Annotated in this window: 18 protein-coding genes; 6 read left to right on the top strand and 12 right to left on the bottom strand. The window is 65.7% G+C overall.

Annotated elements, in window-relative coordinates:
- Positions 1-10 precede the first annotated feature (10 nt).
- The 7 genes from MUU56_RS25885 to MUU56_RS25855 form a co-directional block, all read right to left on the bottom strand.
- Entirely contained in the window at positions 11-1,441 is a 1,431-nt protein-coding gene (locus tag MUU56_RS25885; protein ID WP_244770159.1) for an MFS transporter, read from the bottom strand.
- A 152-nt stretch (positions 1,442-1,593) separates the two neighbouring features.
- A complete protein-coding gene (locus MUU56_RS25880) occupies positions 1,594-2,628 on the bottom strand; it encodes an aliphatic sulfonate ABC transporter substrate-binding protein (RefSeq protein WP_244770158.1) in 1,035 nt (344 codons plus the stop codon).
- Positions 2,629-2,681: 53 nt separating this feature from the next.
- Positions 2,682-3,545: an ABC transporter permease gene (locus MUU56_RS25875; protein ID WP_244770157.1), complete on the bottom strand. Its 864-nt coding sequence runs from the start codon at positions 3,543-3,545 to the stop codon at positions 2,682-2,684.
- An 11-nt stretch (positions 3,546-3,556) separates the two neighbouring features.
- Complete coding sequence (locus tag MUU56_RS25870) at positions 3,557-4,393, bottom strand: ABC transporter ATP-binding protein (RefSeq protein ID WP_244770156.1); 837 nt, start codon at positions 4,391-4,393, stop codon at positions 3,557-3,559.
- A gap of 13 nt (positions 4,394-4,406) precedes the next feature.
- Positions 4,407-4,736, bottom strand: coding sequence for a 4Fe-4S dicluster domain-containing protein (locus MUU56_RS25865; RefSeq protein WP_023516983.1), 330 nt, complete (start codon positions 4,734-4,736; stop codon positions 4,407-4,409).
- Positions 4,737-4,739: 3 nt separating this feature from the next.
- Entirely contained in the window at positions 4,740-6,368 is a 1,629-nt protein-coding gene (locus MUU56_RS25860) for an FAD-dependent oxidoreductase (protein WP_244770155.1), read from the bottom strand.
- A 37-nt stretch (positions 6,369-6,405) separates the two neighbouring features.
- Positions 6,406-6,993, bottom strand: coding sequence for a thioredoxin family protein (locus tag MUU56_RS25855; protein WP_244770154.1), 588 nt, complete (start codon positions 6,991-6,993; stop codon positions 6,406-6,408).
- Positions 6,994-7,308: 315 nt separating this feature from the next.
- Here MUU56_RS25855 and MUU56_RS25850 point away from each other — a divergent pair, with 315 nt between their 5' ends.
- From MUU56_RS25850 to MUU56_RS25825, 6 genes are all read left to right on the top strand, one after another.
- On the top strand, positions 7,309-7,527 hold the full coding sequence (locus MUU56_RS25850; protein ID WP_244770153.1) for a hypothetical protein: 219 nt from the start codon (positions 7,309-7,311) through the stop codon (positions 7,525-7,527).
- A 9-nt stretch (positions 7,528-7,536) separates the two neighbouring features.
- A complete protein-coding gene (locus tag MUU56_RS25845) occupies positions 7,537-8,577 on the top strand; it encodes a glutamine synthetase beta-grasp domain-containing protein (protein WP_244770152.1) in 1,041 nt (346 codons plus the stop codon).
- 203 nt (positions 8,578-8,780) lie between these two features.
- On the top strand, positions 8,781-9,824 hold the full coding sequence (locus tag MUU56_RS25840; protein ID WP_244770151.1) for an ABC transporter substrate-binding protein: 1,044 nt from the start codon (positions 8,781-8,783) through the stop codon (positions 9,822-9,824).
- 11 nt (positions 9,825-9,835) lie between these two features.
- A complete protein-coding gene (locus MUU56_RS25835) occupies positions 9,836-10,966 on the top strand; it encodes an ABC transporter ATP-binding protein (RefSeq protein ID WP_244770150.1) in 1,131 nt (376 codons plus the stop codon).
- A gap of 2 nt (positions 10,967-10,968) precedes the next feature.
- Entirely contained in the window at positions 10,969-12,222 is a 1,254-nt protein-coding gene (locus MUU56_RS25830; protein ID WP_244770149.1) for an ABC transporter permease, read from the top strand.
- Between the two features lie 4 nt (positions 12,223-12,226).
- Positions 12,227-13,036, top strand: a complete 810-nt coding sequence (locus tag MUU56_RS25825) for an ABC transporter permease (RefSeq protein WP_244770148.1) — start codon at positions 12,227-12,229, stop codon at positions 13,034-13,036.
- Between the two features lie 217 nt (positions 13,037-13,253).
- On the opposite strand, the gene MUU56_RS32870 is transcribed toward MUU56_RS25825, so the two are convergent.
- Genes MUU56_RS32870 through MUU56_RS25800 form a run of 5 tightly spaced genes read right to left on the bottom strand, consistent with a single transcriptional unit; the run spans position 13,254 to position 17,034 of the window.
- A complete protein-coding gene (locus MUU56_RS32870; RefSeq protein WP_244770147.1) occupies positions 13,254-14,066 on the bottom strand; it encodes a BtpA/SgcQ family protein in 813 nt (270 codons plus the stop codon).
- A 52-nt stretch (positions 14,067-14,118) separates the two neighbouring features.
- Positions 14,119-15,201, bottom strand: a complete 1,083-nt coding sequence (locus MUU56_RS25815) for an ABC transporter ATP-binding protein (protein ID WP_244770146.1) — start codon at positions 15,199-15,201, stop codon at positions 14,119-14,121.
- Entirely contained in the window at positions 15,191-15,733 is a 543-nt protein-coding gene (locus tag MUU56_RS25810; protein ID WP_244770145.1) for an ureidoglycolate lyase, read from the bottom strand. Before MUU56_RS25810 ends, MUU56_RS25815 begins: the two co-directional genes overlap by 11 nt.
- Entirely contained in the window at positions 15,733-16,176 is a 444-nt protein-coding gene (gene rbsD, locus MUU56_RS25805; RefSeq protein ID WP_244770282.1) for a D-ribose pyranase, read from the bottom strand. Before rbsD ends, MUU56_RS25810 begins: the two co-directional genes overlap by 1 nt.
- A 48-nt stretch (positions 16,177-16,224) precedes the next feature.
- Positions 16,225-17,034 (bottom strand): ABC transporter permease, encoded by an 810-nt coding sequence (locus MUU56_RS25800; protein WP_244770144.1) that lies wholly within the window; start codon positions 17,032-17,034, stop codon positions 16,225-16,227.
- Positions 17,035-17,044 lie beyond the last annotated feature (10 nt).

Here is a 17,044-nt window from a genome sequence, read left to right as displayed (position 1 = left end):
TTGAAGAGAATCAAGAGGGACGGCGGCGATGTCCCGAAACTTCCGCCCCGGCGCCGGCGGGCAGCGCGAGGAAACGCAGGGCCGAGACGAGGCCGATTGCGGCGATGCACAGGAAGGCGGCACGGATGTCCGTCAGCATGCTGCCGCCGGCGGCCTCGGGGAAAAGGGCGGCCGAGAGGCGGATGACGGCGGCGGCCACGGCGACGCCGAGAAGCTGCGCGAGCTGCTGCAGCATGGCCGAGATCGTCGTCGCCGCGCTTCGCTGGGCGGGCGTGACATCGGCAAAGGCGATCGTCGTCAGCGCGGTGAACTGCATCGAGCGGGACAATCCGCAGGCGATCAGCAGCGCAAACAGCAGGAGGCGCGGCGTATCGCCGTCGACAAGGGCAAAGGCGCCGATCGTCAGCGCGGCGACGAGGCCGTTGACGACGAGCAGCGTGCGGAAGCCGAAAAGGCGCAGCGCCGGCGTCGTCACGCTCTTCATCAACAGGTTGCCGAGGAAATAGACGAGCACGAGCGAGCCGGTCTCGACGGCATCGAGGCCGAGGCCGACCTGGAACAGGAGCGGCAGCAGGAAGGGCGTGGCATTGACCGCAAGCCGGCCGGCGGTGCCGGCCGAGAGCGTCGCGAAGGCGAAGGTCGGCACGTTGAGCACGGCCATGTCGAGCAGGGCATGCGGCGCGCGCCGGAGATGACGGATGGCGACCCAGCCGGCGGCAAGGCCGAGGGCGAGAACGGCGAGCGTGCCGGCGCCGCCCGTCGGCGCGCTGGAGAGCTCCAGGCCGGCAAGCGTCAGCGCGAGCGCGCTTCCCGTCAAGAGGAAGCCCTTCAGGTCGAAGGGTCGCGCGCCTTCGGCCGGCGCCTGAGGCACGAAGAACAGGACGAGCAGCACGCCGACCAGGCCGAGCGGCAGGTTGATGAAGAAATTCCATTCCCAGCCGGCATGGGTGGTGACCCAAGCGCCGATCAGCGGCCCGACCACCGGCGCGATCAGCGCCGGCCAGGTAATGGTGGCGATCGCCCGCACCAGCTCCGCCTTCGGCGCGCCGCGCAGCACGAGCTGGCGCCCGACCGGCGTCATCAGCGCGGCGGATGCGCCCTGGAGGAGCCGCGCCGCGGTGAACTCGGCAAGCGAGCCGGAAAAGCCGCAGGCGACGGAGGAAAGCGTGAAAAGAACGATCGCCGTCAGGAAGACCTCGCGTGCGCCGAACCGGTCGGCAAGCCAGCCGGCCGGCGGTATGAACACGGCCATGGCGAGCAGATAGGCTGTGAAGCCGATGTTGAGCGCCACGACATCCGTCGAGAAGGCCTGCGCCATCGCCGGCAGCGACGTCGCGATGATCGTGCTGTCGAGCATCTGCATGAAGAAGGCCACGGCGACGACGGCCGGGACGATGCGGGTACGGTGAAGCGGTATCGGCGGAGAGGGAATGGAGGACATCGCAATCGCAAAACGGGCGACGACGTTCGAACGCCGCCGTCCCGTCCTATAGAGCAATTCCGGCGAAAGCGCGAAGCGGTTTCGCCGGAATGACGCTGAGATGAAAGAATAAAACGTTTCCGCAATCGGGAGAATGCGGAAACGCCCGAAAATCAGTTGCTGGCATCCACCTTCTTGACGGCTGCGTCGTAGAAGGAGCGGTCGATCCAGGTGTCGTAGTTCACCTTGCCCTTCAGGAGCCCGGCATCGGCCATGAAGGCCTCCTCGCCCTGAAGCGCGCGCACTGCCTCCTCGGTGATCTGCGGATCTTGGAAGAACTTGCCGTCCGGATAGGTCGCGCGCACCGCATTGTCGCTGTTGCCGGTTTCCTTGACGAAGATCGCGATCGTCTCTTCCGGGTTGGCATCGGCCCAGCGCGCCGCCGCGATATCGACGGCCAAAAGACGCGTCACGATGTCGGGATATTTGCGGGCGAAATCGCCGTTGACGCTGAGGAGATGCGGTACGGCCCATTCCGGGCTGCCGGAAACGCCGGCATCGAAGATCACCCGGGCCTCGCCTTCCTCGACCAGCTTCTGCACGGGGCCGGTGCTCTCGACCACCGCATCGACATCACCGCGCGAAAGGGCCGGGCCGGAGCTCTCGATGCCGAGGTTGAGGCTTTCCACGTCATTGATCGAAAGGCCCACCGTCTTCAGCGCCTTGGCGAAGGTCGAGTGGCGCACCGTGCCGGCGAGATAGGCGACCTTCCTGCCCTTGAGATCCTCGATCTTCTGGATCGGCGAATCCGGCTTTACGACGATCTGCGTCTCGTTGGAACGGTTCCAGCTCGACAGGCCGACGAGCTTCACATCGGCGCCGGTGGCCGCAAGGCGCAGCGACGGGTTGTTGCCGATATAGGTGAAGTCGATTGCGCCGGAGCCGAGGGCGACGGTCGCCGCCGAGCCGCCGTCGAAGGTGGTCAGCTCGATCTTGATGCCGTCCTTGGCGAACTCGTCCTCCAGCAGCTTCTTGTTGCGGTAGAGGATGAACTTCAGGTGGCCCGGCGCAGTGGAGCCGATGCGGATGACGTCGGGCTTCGCCTCGTCGGCCAAGGCCGGCGCAAGGCCCGCGACGGGCAGGATCGACAGCGCGAGCGCGATTTTCAGGAGCGTCCGGCGCAGCGGACGGATGGAAAACGATGTCATGGATGGGTCCTTTCGGAACAGGCCGTTGATGGAGGAAGCAATGCGATGAGGGATCAGTTCGGGCCGCTTTCGCCGCTGCCGCGCCAGTGCGTCGCGCGCCGTTCGCCGGCGACGAGCAGGTAGTTGAGCAGGAGGCCGATGATCGTCAGTGTCAGGATGCCGGCATACATGCAGTCGGTTTCCAGCATCAGCGACGAATTCTGGATGAGGTAGCCGATGCCGGACTGGGCGGCGAGCATCTCGGCGGCGATCACCGAGAAGAGCGAGGTCTTCACCCCGAGCCGGGCGCCGGCAACGATCGAGGGAATAGCGGACGGGAAGATCACCTTCTTGAAGAGGTCCCAGTCCGAGGTGCCCATGGAGCGCGCCGCCTTGACGAGCAGCGGATCGACGGACTTCACCCCGACGATCGTGTTGATCAGCAGGAAGAACACCGCGGCATAGAAGGTGATGGCGATCTTGGAGGCCTCGCCGATGCCGAGAACGAGGATGAAGACCGGCAGCAGCGCGAATTGCGAGGTGTTGCGCAGCGTCTGGACGAGGAAGTCGGAGGCCTTCTCGAACAGCGAATAGCGGCCCATCAGGAAGCCGAGCGGCACGGCGGTGACGACGGCGAGCAGGAAGCCGATCGCGGCACGCTGCAGGCTGATGCCGATATGGTCGGCAAGCTGGCCGGAGACGATCATCTCCCAGAGCACCGCGAGCACCTGGCTCAGCGGCGGGAAGAACAGCGCGTTGATCCAGCCGGCGCGCGGCGCGATCTCCCAGAGCAGCGCGAAGGCGACGAGCGCCGGCAGGCCGAGCGTGATGGTGGAGACGGTCTCGCTGAAAGCGCTCGGCGCCTTGGAAGGGGTGCGCTTGCGGCGCAATGAAAAGGTGTTGCGGAGCGGCAGGTTGCGGTCGACGATGAGGCTCATCGGATCCTCCCTCAATTGGCGTAGGTGGAAGCAAGGGTCCAGTCGCGCTGGGCCTTGCCGACTTCGTCGCGCAGGCTTTCCCAGACGCGGCCGCGATAGGCATTGAAGGCCTCGCTGTTGCGGATATCGAGATCGCGCGGACGCGGCAGGTCGATCGTGACGATCTCCTTCACGCTCGCCGGCCGGGCGGTCATCACCACGACGCGGTCGGCGAGATAGATCGCCTCGTCAATCGAATGGGTGACGAAGACCACCGTCGTCTTGATCTGTTCCCAGATGCGCAGGAGCTCGCTTTGCAGGATGTCGCGGGTCTGCGCGTCGAGCGCGGCGAAGGGCTCGTCCATCAGGAGGACCTGCGGATCGGTGGAAAGCGCCCGGGCGATCGCCACGCGCTGCTGCATGCCGCCGGAAAGCTGCGAGGGGAAACGGTCCTCGAAGCCCTTGAGGCCGAAGAGATGCAGGAAATCCTTCGCCCGCTCGCGCCGCTCGGCTGCGGGAACGCCCCGCACTTCCAGTGCGTATTCGACATTCTGCAGCGCCGTGCGCCAGGGAAAGAGCGCATATTGCTGGAAGACATAGGCCGTGCGGGCGTGGGGCTTGGTGACTTCGACGCCATCGATGCGGGCGACACCCGAGGTCGCCTCGGTCAGCCCGGCGATCACGTCGAGCAGCACCGACTTGCCGCTGCCCGACGGGCCGACCAGCGTGATGAACTCGCCGCTGTCGATGGTGAGGTCGACGCCGTCCAGCACCGCGATGCGGCTGGACGTGACGCCGTCGACGGTCACGGTCTGGCCGGGCTTCAGGTTGAACGATTTGCGCACGGCGCTGACGGCGATGCGTTCCATGGGTATCTCCTTTTCAGACCTGCGCCACGCGGATGTGGCGGGTCGGGTCATTTCGTGTTCCCCCGGCGCGCCCGCGATTCCAGCCCAGCGCACGGGCATAGGCGCCGAAGAGATCGCGCTCGAGGACGTCGGGCTCTGTGATGCCTGTCGGGCCATCCGCCTGCTCGGCGACATAAAGGGCATCGGTCGGGCAATAGATTTCGCAGAGGAAGCAGGTCTGGCAGTCATCCTGCCGGGCGATGACGGGAAGCCCCGTCTCGTCCCGGTCGAAGACGAAGGCCGGACAGATGCGCTCGCAGATGTCGCAGCGGATGCAGCGGTCGGCCGAAACGACTTCGATCATCGTTCAGCCCTCCTGCGCCGTTTCAAGGGCAAGGGTCTCCCGCACCGCCGTCACCCGGTCGAGGCCGGAAACGATGATGCGGCTCGCCTGCACCTCGCTCTCTCCCGGAAAATCGCGCCGGCGGTGCACGCCGCGGCTCTCGGTGCGCAATGTCGCTGCGGCGACCGTCCAGCGGGCGCTGGCGGTGACGGCGGCGACCTCGCGGGCCTGCAGGCGTTCGATGCCCGTCGCCGGCGGCGCCCGGTTCAGCCGGGACCAGATGTCCTCCAGCGTCCTCTCACTCGCTTCAAGCGTTGCAGACGTGCGCCAATAACTCTTGTCGAGCGGGGCGATCTCGTCGTGCACCGTGCGGGCGGCCGCGGCAAGGTCGACAGCAGGCCCGGCCGTGCCGCCGCGAAGAGCCGTCGTGCCGAGCGGGCGCAGGCGACTTCCATCGCGCCCCTGCCGGCGGTGGGCGTGCCGGGCCGCGCCGTGGCCGGCCCACCAGCCGCTGGCGATCGCCCAGGAGGCGTTGATCGCACCGCCGCCGGAAATGCCGCCCGTCACGTTCTCGCGGCTCGCCGCGTCACCGGCGGCATAAAGGCCGGCAATGCCGGTGCCGCAATCGGAGGAGACGATGCGGATGCCGCCGGTGCCGCGCACCGTGCCCTCGTATTTGAGATCGACACGGAAGAGGTCCGTGAAAGGATTGATGCCCATGCGCTCATAGGGCTGGAAGCAGTTGGGCTGGCCGCGCCGCAGCCAGTCCTGCATGGCGGGCTCGGCAAGGTCGAGCCGGGCATGGACCGGGCCGGCCAGCAGCGCTTCCGCCACCTGCCGCTCGCCGCCGCCGATGCCGTTCGTCACCGGCTCGCCGCGGGCGTTGCGCAGCACCTCGCCGTTCGCGCCGTAGAAGGTGGCCCAGCGGAACGGCAGGCCCTTGTTCAGCGACGAGCCATGCGGAGCGAGCGTATATTTGCCGGTGAACTCCATGCCGGACAACGATGCACCGGCCTCCGCGGCGAAGAGGTAGCCGTCGCCCGTCAGCCCCGTGCCGCCGAGGATGCGCTCGAAAAAGGCGCAGCCGCCCGTGGCCAGAACCACGGCCCCCGCCAGGACCTGGAAGCTCGCCCCGTTGCGGCGCGCAAGCCCCGCGGCGCCAGCGACGTGATTGTCGTCGCCGAGCAGTTCGAGGATCGGGTGATGATCGAGGATCGTGACACCGGCCTTCTGCACGCGCTGGCGCAGGAAGCGCATGTAGTCCGGCCCGCGCAGATTGGCGATATAGAGGCTGCCGTCCTCCTCGCTCGGGAAGGGATAGCCCCATTCCACCAGCTTCTGGAGGTTCTCATAGGCCTGGTCGGCGGCGCGCAGCATCCAGCGACGGTCGGCAAGGCCGGCCGTGCGCTTGAAACGCTGCTCGACGGAAGCCGCCCGCCCCTCGCCCGGCGGCACGCACCAGGTTCCCGTGTTCGACGGCGCCGTGGCGCCGCTCGTGCCATGATAGCCCTTGTCGGCCAGGACGACGCGGGCGCCGGCCTCGGCGGCCGACAGCGCCGCCCAGCCGGCGGCGGGACCGCCACCGACGACAAGCACGTCCGTTTCGATGAGGCGCCCCTCTTCGGGGGACTGTTCCTTGCGACGCGATGCCATGATGCTCCGGTTTCGTGCGAGGGATGCGGGTATCGGTTCAGGCGGCGGTGGAGAACCAGGAGGGCTCGTTGCCAGCGGTCCACTTGATGTTGCAGCCGATGGAGGGAACCTGGGTCGCCTGAGCGGGGCCGCCCTTCAGCACGGCCTCCACGGCCGCCCGCAGATCCGCGCCGGTCACATCCTTGCCGTTGCCCGGGCGGGCATCGTCGAACTGGCCGTGATAGGCGAGCCGGCGCTCGCCGTCGTAGAGGAAGAAGTCCGGCGTGCAGGCCGCGCCATAGGCCTTGGCCACCGCCTGCGTTTCGTCCTTCAGATAGGGGAAATCGTAGCCGTAGGTCTTCGCCTCGATGCCGAGCCGTTCGAGCGTTTCTTCCGGATGCGCCTCCGCGTCGTTGCTGTTGATCGCGACGACGGCAAGTCCCTGCCCGGCATGGTCGCGGGCGAACTTCGCCAGCGCCTCGCGGATCAGCACCACGAAGGGGCAGCGGTTGGAGATGAAGGCGACCAGCAAGGCCGGGCTGTCCGCGAAGTCCTTGAGACTGAACTCGGCACCGTTCGCATCGGGCAGAACGAAGTCCGGAGCGCGGGTTCCAAGCGTGATGGGATTGGATTCGGTCTTGGGCATGATATCCTCCTGGCAAGTCAACGGGATCATTAAAAGATATAATCCATAGATTTTATAGGCAATAGATTGCCACAAACCCCTGTGCGCGGAGTTATTGTTCGCGCCCATCCCCGGCATCGGGGAATTTTTTCCGCCTGGCTGGCCATTCCTGCCTGCCCGGCACCAAGCAGCCGCCACGGAGAGTCCGGGCCTGTCATTTCCGCGAACAGAGCCGGCCGGCCGGTCGAATTTCTGCGCAACACACCGATCCGCACCGGCGAGGCGGTCCATGCCGCGCATCAACCGATGCAACGCTCCCGGCCTCGAAAATGAGCGATGCCTCAAAGCCTGCCGTGCGCCGCCTATCTTTTGTGCAATCCGCCCCTTCTTTCAGCGGTATCGCCGCCTTGCCCGAAGGCAGCCGCAGGCCCGACGGATGAATTTCTCGCGAATATCGGCGCCCGCTTCGATCTGGCACGTTTGATGCTTTTCATTCGCTATCCGGCTGTCGGCTGCCTCAAGCGTCCGGCGGTCTTGCAAAACCAGCGTCAGTGAGAGAACGAAATGACAAAGTACAAGCTCGAATACATCTGGCTCGACGGGTACAAGCCCACCCCGAACCTGCGCGGCAAGACCCTCATCAAGGAATTCGACGCTTTCCCGACGCTGGAACAGCTTCCGCTCTGGGGTTTTGACGGCTCCTCGACGTTGCAGGCCGAAGGCTCGAGCTCGGACTGCGTGCTGAAGCCGGTCGCCAGCTATCCCGATCCCGAGCGCAAGAACGGCGTGCTCGTCCTCTGCGAAGTCATGATGCCGGACGCCAAGACGCCGCATCCGTCCAACACCCGCGCTTCAATCCTCGATGACGAAAGCGCCTGGTTCGGCTTCGAACAGGAATACTTCTTCTACCAGAACGGCCGGCCGCTCGGCTTCCCGGACGCCGGCTTCCCGGCTCCGCAGGGCCCGTACTACTGCGGCGTCGGCTACAGCAATGTCGGCGCCGTCGCCCGCAAGATCGTCGAGGAACATCTCGAGATCTGCCTCGCCGCCGGCATCAACCATGAAGGCATCAATGCCGAGGTCGCCAAGGGCCAGTGGGAATTCCAGGTCTTCGGCAAGGGCTCGCGCAAGGCCGCCGACGAGATCTGGCTTGCCCGCTACCTGCTGCAGCGCCTGACCGAAAAGTACGGCATCGACGTCGAATACCACTGCAAGCCGCTCGGCGACACCGACTGGAACGGCTCGGGCATGCACGCCAACTTCTCGACCGCCTACATGCGCGAAGTCGGCGGCAGGGACTATTTCGAAGCCCTCATGGGTGCTTTCGCCGAGGCCCGCGCCGACCACATCGCCGTCTACGGCCCGGACAACCACATGCGCCTGACCGGCAAGCATGAAACGGCCTCGATCCACCAGTTCAGCTACGGCGTGGCAGACCGCGGCGCCTCGATCCGCGTGCCACACTCCTTCGTCAACAACGGCTATCGCGGCTACCTCGAAGACCGCCGCCCGAACTCCCAGGGCGACCCCTACCAGATCGCTTCGCAGATCCTGAAGACGATCTCCACGGTCCCGACCGATATCGAGAACCGCGAAGCAGCCTGACCGGCCTTTCGCGAAGCAAGACGCAACGCCCCGTTTTCACGGGGCGTTTTTTTGTCCGCCGCGTGCCGATAAGCGGTGCTCATGTCTCCATCATACCTACTTATTTGCGCCGCAGCATGGCGCAACATAGGCTTTCCTCACAGCCCGCGATCAAGACGGGCGGCGCGACGGGCATTTGAATCTGTCTCCAGAGAGGAATTTCCATGTTCAGAAAACCCATGTTTCTGGCAGCGACGACGCTCGCCTCCTGCTTGCTCCTCGGTGCGGCGAACGCCGCCGATCCGCTTTCCGTCATGAGCTTCGGCGGCGCCTATCAGGACGCCCAGCGCAAGGCCGTCTTCAGCGCCTATGCCGAGGAAACCGGCCGGGCCGTGTCCGAGCAGGAATACGGCGGCGAGATCGCCAAGATCAAGGCGATGATCGACAGCGGCAACACGACGATCGACGTGGTCGATGTCGACGCGCCGACCCTGCTGCAGGGCTGCGACGAAGGCATTTTCGAAACGATCGACTGGGAGAAGATCGGACCGAAATCCGAATGGCTCGCCGGCACGACCTCGGATTGCGGCGTCGGCACGATCGTCTATGCGACGGTGCTCTCCTATGACGAGGACAAGCTCGAAAAGGCCCCGACGAAGCTTGCCGACCTCTTCGACCTCGCCACCTTCCCCGGCAAGCGGGGCCTGTGGAAGAACCCGGCGACCAACCTCGAATTCGCGCTCCTGGCCGACGGCGTGCCGTCGCAGGACGTCTATGCGACGCTCGCGACGCCCGATGGCCTCGACCGCGCCTTCGCCAAGCTCGACACGATCAAGGACCAGATCGTCTGGTGGGAGGCGGGCGCGCAGGCTCCGCAATTGCTCGCCTCCGGCGAGGTGACGATGACGACGGCCTGGAACGGCCGCATCTTCAACGCCAACAAGGAAGGCCGCAATTTCGGCATCGTCTGGGACAACCAGATCCTCGATTCCAATTACTGGGTCATTCCCAAGGGCGCGAAGGACGTCGAGGGCTCGCTCGCCTTCATCCGCTTCGCCGTCGAGCCGAAGGTGCTGGCCGGCATCGCGAAATATATCCCCTACGGCCCCGTGCGCTCGACGGCGGCCGCCGAGGTGGCACCGGAAGACGCCAGGAACCTGCCGACGAGCCCGGCCAACCTGACGACTTCGCTCACGCTCGACAACGCCTTCTGGGCAGACCACGGCGACGAGATCCGCAAGCGCTTCACCACCTGGCTTTCCAACTGAGGGGCGGGCGGATGAACACGATGACGCTGGAAAGGAGGCGGCTCGGCGACGAGCCGTCGCCAACCCCTGCCGCCAGTCCGATGGTCGTCTTCGAGCGGGTGCAGAAGACCTATGACGGGCGCACGCTCGTGGTGGAGGACCTGAACCTTGCCGTGCGGCGCGGCGAGTTCCTCACCATGCTCGGCCCGTCCGGCTCGGGCAAAACGACGACGCTGATGATGCTCGGCGGCTTCGAGCAGCCGACGAACGGGCGCATCCTGCTGGAAGGACAGGCGGTGGAACGCCTGCCGCCGGAGCGGCGGGACATCGGCTTCGTCTTCCAGAACTATGCGCTCTTCCCGCATATGACGGTGGCCGACAATGTCGGCTTTCCGCTGCGCTACCGCGGCATCCGCGGCGCGGAGGCGGCAAGGCGGGTTGCAGAGGCGCTCGCCATGGTCAGGCTCGACGGGCTTGGCGAACGCCGTCCGGCGCAGCTTTCCGGCGGGCAGCAGCAGCGCGTGGCGCTCGCCCGCGCCATGGTGTTCAAGCCGAAGCTCATCCTGATGGACGAACCGCTCGGGGCGCTCGACAAGCAGTTGCGCGAGCACATGCAGATCGAGATCCGCAGGATCCAGCAGCAGCTCGGCATCACCATGGTCTATGTGACGCACGACCAGTCGGAGGCGCTGACCATGTCCGACCGGATCGCCGTCTTCAACGACGGCCGCATCCAGCAGCTTTCCGATCCGGTGACGCTCTACGACCGGCCGGAGAACCGCTTCGTCGCCGGCTTCATCGGCGACAACAACACGCTCCCGTGCGAATTCCTCGGCAGCGAGAACGGCCTGGCGTTCGTGCGGATGAAGGATGGAACGCGCCTTGCGGCGAGCGGGCCGGCGCACCCCGCGCGAAGCGACCTCACCGTCTCGCTGCGCCCCGAACGGCTCGGTCTCGACGACGCGGGAAGCGCGGAAAACCGCATAAAGGCCCGGGTGCTCGACAAGACCTTCCTCGGCGATCGGGTGCGCCTCACCCTCGAAGCCTTCGGCACCGAACGCCTCGTTGCCAGCCTGCCGGCCGCCGAAGGGGCTGCGGTCTTGCCGGGACGCGATGTCGGCATGGCGTTTTCCGCCGCCGATTGCAGATTGCTGGCGAGGTGACCATGACGCAGACCCTTTCCCTCACCTCTTCCGCCTCCGCCCCGAACCTGCGCGCCGCGCTCCGGCGGGCCGAGCGGCCGGGCCGGCTCGGCGCGCTGGCGCTGGCGCTGCCGGCGCTCCTCTTCCTCATCGTCACCTTCGCCGCGCCGATCGGGCTCTTCCTCACGACGGCCGTGCGGAACCCGGAGGTGCGCGATACCCTGCCGCAGACCGCCGCGGCCCTTGCCGGCTGGGACGGGGACGGGCCGGCCGCACCGGGCGAGGCAGCCTTCGCGGCGCTGCTTGCCGATCTCACCCGTGCGAAGGAAGACAACACCGCCGCCGCGCTCGGCAAGCGATTGAACTACGAGAGCGCCGGCATGCGCAGCCGCATCATGTCCGTCGTGCGCCATCTCGGTAATTTCAAGGACGGCGCCCTCGCCCCGCAATTCGCCGCGCTCGATCCTGTCTGGGCAAGCCCGGACCTCTGGGCGATCATCAAGCGCAATGCCGCGCCCGTGACGCCCTACTACCTGCTGACGGCGGTCGACCTGCAGCAGGATGCGTCCGGCGCCATCACCCGCGTGGCAGAAGACCAGGCCGTCTTTCTCGGCATCCTCGGGCGCACCCTCTGGATCGCCGGCCTCGTGACCGGGGCGACGCTCCTCCTCGGCTTCCCGACGGCCTATGTCATTTCGCTGGCGCCCGCGCGCATTGCCGGCTTCATGCTGCTGATGGTGCTGCTGCCGCTCTGGACCTCGCTTCTGGTGCGCACCACCGCCTGGGTCGTGCTTCTGCAGACGGACGGCGTCATCAACCAGGTGCTCCTGGCGCTCGGCCTCACCACGGAGAAGCTGCAGCTGATGCTGACGCGCTTCGGCACGGTGACGGCGATGACCCATATCCAGCTTCCCTTCACCATCCTGCCGATCTTCAGCGTCATGAAGTCGATTCCCGAGGGGCAGATGCGGGCGGCGCGTTCGCTCGGCGCCCCGCCCTTCTTCGCCTTCTGGCGGGTCTATGCGCCGCAGACGCTTCCCGGCGTCACCGCCGGCTGCCTGATGACCTTCATTCTTTCGCTCGGCTACTACATCACGCCCGCGCTGGTTGGCGGCCCGCGCGACCAGATGCTGTCGAACTTCATCGCCACCTATATCAACCGCGACCTGAACTGGGGCATGGCGGCGGCGCTGGCCGGCCTGCTTCTCGTCATGACGCTCTCCATCTACCTCCTGTTCCTGCGCCTCGTCGGCGCGGAGCGCATAAAGCTCGGATAGAACCATGTGGCTTCCCGCTTACGCGACCCGCAGCGAACGGCTCTGCCGCCTCGCCGTCGTCCTCTTCGCCTTTGCCGTGCTCGCCTTCCTGATCGGGCCGCTCTTCGTCGTCTTCCCGCTCTCGGTCTCGAAGGATCCGTTCTTCACCTTCCCGATCCGGGAATATTCGTGGCGCTGGTATGCGGACTTCTTCCAGAACGCGCGCTGGATGCACAGCCTCGTCAACAGCCTCGTCGCTGCCGCCGCCAGCACCCTGATTGCGACCTTTCTCGGCACGCTCGCCGCCCTCGGCATCAGCCGCCCCGGCTTTCCCGCCCGCAAAGCCGTGATGGCGCTGATGATCTCGCCGATGATCATGCCGGTGGTCATCGTCGCCGTCGGGGCCTACATGTTCTTCGGTTCGCTGGGACTGACCAACACGCGCACCGGCCTCGTTCTGGCCCATGCGGCCCTCGCCATCCCCTTCGTGGTCGTCACCGTGCTCTCGGCGCTGTCGACCTATGACAGCAATCTCAGCCGGGCGGGCGCGAGCCTCGGGGCCGGGCCGGTCAGCGTGTTCTTCGCCGTCACGCTGCCGCTCATCCTGCCCGGCATCGTCTCGGGTGCACTGCTCGCCTTCGCGGTGTCCTTCGACGAGGTGATCGTCGCCCTGTTCCTCACAGGCGCCGACCAGCGCACCCTGCCGGTGCAGATGTTCTCGGGCATCCGCGACCAGATCAACCCGACGATCATGGCGGCGGCCAGTCTGCTGACCACCGTCTCCATCGCGCTCTTCGTGCTGCTGAACCTCATCCGCCGCGTGAAGCGGGCCTGATCAGGCCTGCGGCAACTTGGCCGCGAATGCATCATCGAGCCGAGCGAGTCGTCGAGCGTCATCAGGTTGTCCAGCAAAGAACCGGCGGGCAAGCTGCTTCTGGAGGCATGCAGCCTTTCCTGCTCGAAGCCGACGCCCCATTCGTACTCGACCTCCGATGGGGGACACGAAGCGCCGCACCGGAGAACGCCCCGCCCGCGAAAAGATCTCAGGCGCATCATGAGGCAGACGACGGGACCTCGCCCTGACGCCGCGTATAGGCCAGAAGGCGCGCGAGCCTTGCCGGATCCAGGTTGTGGAAATCGCCCTCGTAGCTGATGCCGGTGCCGACGATGAAACAATCGACCAGCGGCGCAAACGCAGGTGCGTTTTCCGGCGTGATCCCCGAGGCAAGGGCCAATGCCGCATCGCCGACCCCACGCCTGAAGGTTTCGATCTTGTCGAGCTCGGGGGCATGGCCCGTCGCGATGCCGGACGTCGTCACCACATCCATCCAGGACACCGCGATGCGCGCGGAAACCTCGTAGTGCTCGGGTGCGACCTCCCGCTGTTTCTTGAAGCAGGTGCCCCCCATATAGAGGCCGTCCCACCCTGATGCGTCGCGGGCCTTCCGGATCTCGGCTGCATCCGGCTGGATGTCCGCCGGCCCCATCTCGTTCAAGCAGGCATCATCCGCCCAATAGGCATCGACCGCGACACCGTCACGCTGCAGGTCTCCGAGGATCGGAAACGCTGCCTTTCCCGTCACCGCCAGAAAATTCACGCCGATCCAGGCCGAAGGGAACGTGGCGCGGGCGCTGCGAATGATCGGCAGGAACGCCTCGACGGCGATGTCGTGGTTGATCAGGAGGACGCCCGGCGCGCCCGCCTGCATGGCGACGCGCAGATTGCGAACCGTCTGTTCGGCATCCAGGACATGGATGACCGGCAGGACGACCGGCCCGGGCGACTTGAACAGCTTATGGAAATCTTGCCTGTGCATATTGAATCCGTTCCTGGCGATGGTTTTCTTGACGAGCGATACCGGCACCGCCGGGCACGTCCGGCGACTGGCTGCATCGATCGCGATGTTGCTTGGCTGGCTAGGCTTGAACGACCTGCAGCGCCTGCGCCGACCAGCCGAGCCGGACGCGGTCGCCCACGGCCGGCGGCCCGGTGTCAGCGAAAAAGTTTTGCTTCACCGTGAAATGGGAAGACGCAGGGAAATCGAGCCGCAGCCGCGTGTGATCGCCCTGGAAGATCGTGTCCACGACACGCGCCTCGAAGCGGTTTTCGCACGTGCCCGCCGCCACGCCGATTGAGGCGCGTTCCGGGCGAACATAGAGAAGGACCTGATCGCCGATCCGGACCTTGCTGCTCAGTCTTGACGCAACCATCATGCCCGCATCCGTCTTGATCGAGCCCTGCTCTCCGTCCCGCGACACGAGGGTCCCGGACAGCCGGTTGTTCTCCCCGACGAATTCCGCGACGAAGGCGCTTTCCGGCTCGTCGTAGAGCTGTTTCGGCGGTGCGCATTGAAGCAGGTTGCCGTCATGGAAGACCGCGACCCGGTCGGACATCGTCATCGCCTCCCCCTGATCGTGCGTGACGTAGATCATCGTGACCGACGTTTCGCTGTGCAGTTGCTTGAGTTCCAGCTGCATGGTCTCGCGCAGCTGCCGGTCGAGCGCGCCCAACGGCTCGTCGAGCAGCACGACGCTCGGCTCGAACACCAGCGCGCGTGCCAGCGCCACCCGCTGTTGTTGACCGCCCGAAAGCTGGGCCGGGCGGCGCTCGGCGAGACTTTCGAGCTTGACTATTTCGAGCGCCCGCTGGACGCGACTACCGATTTCCGGCCTGGCCATGCGCCTTGCCTTCAACGGATAGGCGAGATTTTCGGCGACCGTCATATGCGGAAACAGGGCGTAGTTCTGGAACACCACGCCGATATTGCGCCGATGCGGCGGTATGCCCTCGATGGAAACGCCGTCAAGGAGGATGCGGCCGCTGGTCGGTGTTTCGAGACCGGCCAGCATCATCAGCGTGGTCGTCTTGCCCGAACCGGACGGGCCAAGCAGCGAGAGGAATTCGCCGCGCCGGACCTCCAGGTTGAGGCCCTTCACCACGGTCAGTGCACCATAGCTCTTAACGACATTCTCGTAGCGGGTCACAACGTTACCGGCCATCAAACTCTCCCCTCGTGGTTGGCCGGCAGGGGCACACGAGCCTGAACCGGTCGGCGAATTCGACCCAGCCACCCCTGTCCTCGCTGTCCTCGGCCTTGCGCCGCTCGGCGACATAGAAATAGGAGGCAGGCCCGCGCAACCCGAACGCGGCCGCATGCCAGACACCCGGCGCCATCACCAGAGCCGTTCCCGGCTTCAGGACGAAGGCCCGTGCCCCGCGCGCATCGGGCCTTTCAACACCCGAAGGGTCGCGCGTGCCGTTCGACACGACTTGGACGAGTTCGCCCTCGACCGGAATGACGATCTCCGTTCCCGGCTCGCGCTCCATCTCGCGGATCTCCGGGCTTTCGCCGTCCACCCGGACGAAGCCGACCCACTGCCTGCCTTCGCTCAGCCCGGCGCATCCCTCCCAGCATCGCCACCATTCGCCGGCACTGCTGGCCGGACGACCTTCAAACACAAGCGCCCTGCCGAATTCGGCGACCGTTTCCGGCCTGAGCGCCTCCGCCTCGATCTCGCGCAGGATGCTCATCAAAGCGGGCTCCGGCGACGCGCTGGCGTGAAGGCCAGGCCGGCGACGATCACCAGGTTGCAATAGGGGATGCATTCACCGGTCCGGATGATGCCTTTCACCGACTTTGCGTGCTCCTTGAAGGTGACGTGCGGCTCGTTCTCGACCTTGATCGTCTCGCCCGATGCAGCGGCAGCACCCGCAATGATGCGACAGACTTCGCCATAGACCTCCGGGCCATGGTTCTGCATTTCGGAATCGATGATCACCGTCTCGATAGAAAGTTCTTCGGCGATCACCGAAAAGACATCGGTCAGGCGCGGAATGCCGTGGGTGAGGCAGATGTCGTAGCGCAGGTCCTTCGGGATAGGCCAGCCGGCATCGACGATCATGATCTTGTCCGAATGCCCGAGATCACCGATCAGGGCCGTGAGGGGGCCGTTCAAAAGTGCGCCATGCCGCATGTTGTCCTGTCTTTCCGCTTGGGATGGCCATCCGGCCATCATTGTTGGTCAGGTTGATTTCCGGGCGTAGCTCTCGGCGCGGCGGCGCAGAAATTCACCCAGGATCAGAATGAGGACGGCAAAGCCGACCAGCATCGTCGCGACTGCCAGAATGGCGGGGCTGAGATGCTCGCGAAGCCCGATGAGCATCTCACGCGGGATCGTTTTCTGGTCGTAGCCGCCGATAAACTGGATCACCACGACCTCATCGAGCGAGGTTGCAAAGGCGAAGATCGCACCGGCGAGAATGGCGGGCCGGATGAGGGGCAGCGTGACGTTCCAGAATGTGTAGAACGGACCGGCACCCAGCGTCGCGGACGCGGAGACAAGGCGCCAGTCGAAGCGCTGGAGGCTCGCCCGTATCGTGATCACGGCGACCGGTGCCGCCAGCACCGTATGGGCAATGATGACGGCCGTGTAGGTGCCGATCAGCTTGAGATCGGAGAAGGCGGAATAGAGTCCGCCGGCAATGATCACGATCGGCACGATCTGCGGCAACAGGATGAGTGCCGCCCAGAAACTCTTGAGCGGCGTCCCGCTGCGCGAAAGACCCAGCGCAGCCAGCGTGCCGAGCACCGTCGACAACGCCGCGGCCGAAAGTCCGATGAACACGCTGTTCTTCAGCGCGAGCATCCATTCCCGGTCACCCAGGACCGCCGCATACCAGCGCGTCGAATAGGCGTTGGGATCCAGCGCAAGCATCTCCGGCGTGTAGAAGAGATACTGGCCCGCGGTAAAGGATAGCGGAATGATCACGAAGAGCGGCAAAGCCAGGAAGACCAGACCGAGCAGGACCCATATTCTGATAGCAAGCTTCATTGTTGCATCC

This window comes from Shinella yambaruensis (assembly GCF_022899355.1).
Lineage (GTDB): Bacteria > Pseudomonadota > Alphaproteobacteria > Rhizobiales > Rhizobiaceae > Shinella > Shinella yambaruensis.
Note: the sequence above shows the minus strand (reverse complement) of the source record. Positions and strands in the feature narration are given on the sequence as shown.

Bases quoted from the DNA above. Each gene is read 5' to 3' on its own strand.
- MUU56_RS25875 (WP_244770157.1), bottom strand. From the start codon at position 3,545: ATGAGCCTCATCGTCGACCGCAACCTGCCGCTCCGCAACACCTTTTCA.
- MUU56_RS25800 (WP_244770144.1), bottom strand. From the start codon at position 17,034: ATGAAGCTTGCTATCAGAATATGGGTCCTGCTCGGTCTGGTCTTCCTG.
- MUU56_RS25830 (WP_244770149.1), top strand. From the start codon at position 10,969: ATGACGCAGACCCTTTCCCTCACCTCTTCCGCCTCCGCCCCGAACCTG.
- MUU56_RS25845 (WP_244770152.1), top strand. From the start codon at position 7,537: ATGACAAAGTACAAGCTCGAATACATCTGGCTCGACGGGTACAAGCCC.
- MUU56_RS25885 (WP_244770159.1), bottom strand. From the start codon at position 1,441: ATGTCCTCCATTCCCTCTCCGCCGATACCGCTTCACCGTACCCGCATC.
- MUU56_RS25860 (WP_244770155.1), bottom strand. From the start codon at position 6,368: ATGGCATCGCGTCGCAAGGAACAGTCCCCCGAAGAGGGGCGCCTCATC.
- MUU56_RS25825 (WP_244770148.1), top strand. From the start codon at position 12,227: ATGTGGCTTCCCGCTTACGCGACCCGCAGCGAACGGCTCTGCCGCCTC.
- MUU56_RS25850 (WP_244770153.1), top strand. From the start codon at position 7,309: ATGCCTCAAAGCCTGCCGTGCGCCGCCTATCTTTTGTGCAATCCGCCC.
- MUU56_RS25835 (WP_244770150.1), top strand. From the start codon at position 9,836: ATGAACACGATGACGCTGGAAAGGAGGCGGCTCGGCGACGAGCCGTCG.
- MUU56_RS25880 (WP_244770158.1), bottom strand. From the start codon at position 2,628: ATGACATCGTTTTCCATCCGTCCGCTGCGCCGGACGCTCCTGAAAATC.
- MUU56_RS25865 (WP_023516983.1), bottom strand. From the start codon at position 4,736: ATGATCGAAGTCGTTTCGGCCGACCGCTGCATCCGCTGCGACATCTGC.
- MUU56_RS25815 (WP_244770146.1), bottom strand. From the start codon at position 15,201: ATGGCCGGTAACGTTGTGACCCGCTACGAGAATGTCGTTAAGAGCTAT.
- MUU56_RS25810 (WP_244770145.1), bottom strand. From the start codon at position 15,733: ATGAGCATCCTGCGCGAGATCGAGGCGGAGGCGCTCAGGCCGGAAACG.
- rbsD (WP_244770282.1), bottom strand. From the start codon at position 16,176: ATGCGGCATGGCGCACTTTTGAACGGCCCCCTCACGGCCCTGATCGGT.
- MUU56_RS25840 (WP_244770151.1), top strand. From the start codon at position 8,781: ATGTTCAGAAAACCCATGTTTCTGGCAGCGACGACGCTCGCCTCCTGC.
- MUU56_RS25870 (WP_244770156.1), bottom strand. From the start codon at position 4,393: ATGGAACGCATCGCCGTCAGCGCCGTGCGCAAATCGTTCAACCTGAAG.
- MUU56_RS25855 (WP_244770154.1), bottom strand. From the start codon at position 6,993: ATGCCCAAGACCGAATCCAATCCCATCACGCTTGGAACCCGCGCTCCG.